Genomic DNA, 3,479 nt, shown 5'->3' with positions numbered 1-3,479 from the left:
GCAATCAACGGTTCGATGAAAGGGAAGGCAGATGAGTCACGACACGATAGCCCGCTGGCAGTTCGCCATCACCACGGTCTACCATTTTCTGTTCGTCCCGTTGACAATCGGACTGTCGCTGCTGGTCGCGGTCATGCAGACGGCGTGGAACCGGACCGGCCACATTGAATGGCTCCGCCTGACCCGCTTCTGGGGAAAGCTGATGCTCATCAATTTTGCGATGGGGGTGGTCACGGGAATAGTCCAGGAGTTCCAGTTCGGAATGAACTGGTCGGACTACTCGCGCTTTGTCGGCGACGTCTTCGGCGCGCCGTTGGCCATGGAGGCGTTGATCGCGTTCTTCCTGGAGTCCACTTTCCTCGGTTTGTGGATCTTCGGGTGGGACCGGCTCTCCAAGAACGTCCACCTCGCCACCATCTGGCTGGCGTCGCTGGGAACGGTGATCAGCGCCTATTTCATCCTGGCGGCAAACTCGTGGATGCAGCATCCGGTCGGTTACCGAATCAACCCCGACACCGGGCACGCGCAGCTCACCTCGATCTGGGCGGTGCTCACGAACCCGACGCAGCTGGTCACCTTCCCGCACGTGCTGGCGGCTTCGCTGCTGACCGGTGGGGCCGTGGTGGTCGGGCTGTCCTGCTGGCACCTGCGGCGGGGCCACCAGGTGGAGCTGCACCGGCGGGCCGTGCACCTGGGCCTGGTCGTCTGCGCCGTCGCGTCGGTCGGGGTAATGATCTCCGGGCACTTCCAGGGGCAGGTCATGACCCGCCAGCAGCCGATGAAGATGGCCTCCGCCGAGGCGCTGTGGGACACCGAACGCGGGGCGGGGCTTTCGCTGTTCGCCTACGGTGACGTCTCGCACGGCGAGAACAAGATCGACATCAAGGTGCCGTACCTGCTGTCCTTCATGGCCACCAACACGTTCTCCGGGACGGTCCGGGGCGTCAACGACCTGCAGGCCGCCGAGGTCGCGAGGTACGGCCCGGGTGACTACACCCCGGTGATGGGCGTCACCTTCTGGAACTTCCGCGCCATGATGGGGCTCGGTGCGGCCTACTTCAGCCTTGCCCTGCTCGGGCTGCTGCGGATGCGCGGCGGCCACCTGCCCGGCGGACGCTATCTCCTGCTCGCATTCGTGTGGGCCTCGGCCCTGCCGTATCTGGCGAACACCGCCGGCTGGATCTTCACCGAGATGGGCCGCCAGCCGTGGGTCGTGTTCGGCCTGTTGCGCACATCCGACGCCGTGTCGCCCGGGGTCTCCACGACAGCGGTGATCGCGACTCTGGCCGGCTTCACGGTCATCTACGGAGCGTTGGCAGCCGTCGCGCTGCAGTTGTTCCTGCGCCACGGGCGGCACGAGATACCAGCCCTGAACCCGAACGTGACCATTGGCGGCCGATCCCGGCCTGGCGAGGCATTGCCGTCGCTCGCCTACTGACATCCCAGGACCGCTGACCGTAGAGCCGCCGGGCACGCGAGACAAGCGATGATCGCGTGCCCGGCGGCCGGGTAGGAGTAGGGCGATGCTTGAGGAGTTCTGGTTCGTACTGGTTGCCGTCCTGTGGGTCGGCTTCTTCGTCCTGGAAGGCTTCGACTTCGGCGTGGCCGCGTTGCTGCCGGTAGTCGGCGGGAGCGACGAGACCGACCGACGGGCGGTGCTCGGCACCATCGGCCCGGTGTGGGACGCCAACGAGGTCTGGCTGCTCACCGCGGGTGGGGCGATGTTCGCCGCATTCCCGGAGTGGTATGCGAGCCTGTTCAGCGGAATGTACCTTGCGCTGTTCCTCGTCCTGTTTTCATTGATCATCCGCGGGGTGTCCCTGGAGTACCGCGGCAAGGCCACCACCGCGGCCGGACGGGCCTGGTGCGACCGGGGGATCGTGATCGGCGGCGTGCTGCCGGCGCTGCTGTTCGGGGTCGCCTTCGCGAACATGGTGCGGGGCCTGGAGATGACCCCCGACCATAACGTGACGAGTGGCTTTCTCTACCTGCTGAACCCCTACGCCCTACTGGGTGGGGTGACCATGCTGTTGCTGTGCGTTCTGCACGGCTCTGTGTTCCTGGCGCTCAAGACCCGCGGCGCGGTACGCGATCGCGCCCGTCTGGTGACCCGGAGCCTGGCCGTGCCGACGCTGGTCGCCTTTGCCGCCCTTGTTGTGTGGACGGTCACGATCCGTGGTGGAATCGCCTCGGCGGCAGTCGCGGCCACGGCTCTGCTCGCGTTGGGTTCTGCCGTTCTGGCCTGGTTCGGCGAACGGGACGGCTTGGCGTTCGCCGGCACCGCCGGTGCGATCGCCCTGCTGGTGGCAAGCTGGTTCGCCGCCCTGTTCCCGGATGTGCTGCCGGCCCGCGGCACGCCCGGGAACAGTCTGACCATCAGCGCCGCGGCGTCCGGGGCCTACACACTCACCGTTATGACATGGGTGGCGGTTCTGTTCACCCCGGTAGTACTCGGCTACCAGGCGTGGTCGTACTGGGTCTTCCGACGGCGGCTGGTCGGGGCGGATCTGGCGGGATCCCATGAGACCGGTTGATCCACGGCTGCTGCGCACCGTGCCGGCCCTGCGCCGCTACCTGGTGCGGTTCGGGGCGCTCGCGGTCGCGTCGGGGGTCCTGGTGGTGATCCAGACAACGGTGTTGGCTGACATCGTGGTCACGGGTCAGGTCGTGGTCACGGATCCGACGGCCCTGGTCGGGCGGCACAGCGGCGCCTGGGACGGCGCCCGGATCGGGGCCGGAACCGGGATCGGGGTCGCGGTTCTCATCGCGGTGGTCGCCGCCCGGTCGGTGGTGGTCTGGTTGTCCGAGCGGACCGCGCAGCGGACCGCCCCGGCGGTCTCGGCGGATCTGCGTGCCGCCATGCTCGGGGCGGTCGTGGAACAGCTGGCCGTCGAGCAGGCGTCCGGCGAGCAGGCGTCCGGCGAGCAGGCGTCCGGCGAACATGGCGGCGGTGGGCGGGACCGGGACGGCGGATCGGGGGCGCTCGCGGTCACCGCGGGCGCCGGCCTCGACGGTATGGACGCCTACCTCACCCGCTTTCTACCGGCCCTGGTCACGGTGGTGGTCGTCCCGCCGTTCCTGCTCGTCCGCATCGCCGGTGCGGACCTCACATCCGCGATCATGCTCGCCGTCGCCCTCCCACTGGTACCGATCTTCATGGTGCTGGTGGGGCTCGCCACCCGGGCTCGGACCGACCAGCAGTGGGCGGTGCTCGGCCGGTTGTCCGGGCACTTCCTCGACATCGTCGAGGGCTTGCCGACATTGAAGATCTTCAATCGGGCGAAGGCTCAGGTGGAGGTGATCCGCCGGATCACCGATGCCTACCGGGAACAGACCATGGTGGCGTTGCGCTGGGCGTTCGTATCGTCGTTCGTTCTGGAGCTGCTGGCGACCCTGTCGGTGGCGCTGGTCGCGGTGTCGGTCGGACTTCGGTTGGTGTCGGGCTCACTCGACCTGCGTAGCGGGCTGGTCGCGCTGCT

3 protein-coding genes are annotated in these 3,479 nt (G+C 67.7%); all 3 read left to right on the top strand.

Annotation, left to right across the window (positions count from 1 at the left end; translation table 11 throughout):
- The first annotated feature begins 31 nt into the window (after positions 1 to 31).
- Complete coding sequence (locus tag U9980_RS13565; protein WP_322768238.1) at positions 32 to 1,438, top strand: cytochrome ubiquinol oxidase subunit I; 1,407 nt, start codon at positions 32 to 34, stop codon at positions 1,436 to 1,438.
- Between the two features lie 85 nt (positions 1,439 to 1,523).
- Positions 1,524 to 2,534, top strand: a complete 1,011-nt coding sequence (gene cydB, locus U9980_RS13560) for a cytochrome d ubiquinol oxidase subunit II (RefSeq protein WP_322768237.1) — start codon at positions 1,524 to 1,526, stop codon at positions 2,532 to 2,534.
- Positions 2,521 to 3,479 (top strand): ABC transporter transmembrane domain-containing protein (locus U9980_RS13555; protein ID WP_322768236.1); only part of this gene is annotated, 959 nt, incomplete at its 3' end. The genes cydB and U9980_RS13555, both read left to right, overlap by 14 nt.

Origin of the sequence: Protofrankia sp. Cr1 (assembly GCF_963555865.1) — a bacterium.
GTDB lineage: Bacteria > Actinomycetota > Actinomycetes > Frankiales > Frankiaceae > Protofrankia.
The sequence above is the reverse complement of the archived record's forward strand: the minus strand, read 5'-3'. Positions and strand labels throughout refer to the sequence as shown.

Excerpts from the sequence above, each read along its gene's own strand:
- cydB (WP_322768237.1), top strand. The coding sequence starts at position 1,524 with ATGCTTGAGGAGTTCTGGTTCGTACTGGTTGCCGTCCTGTGGGTCGGC.
- U9980_RS13565 (WP_322768238.1), top strand. The coding sequence starts at position 32 with ATGAGTCACGACACGATAGCCCGCTGGCAGTTCGCCATCACCACGGTC.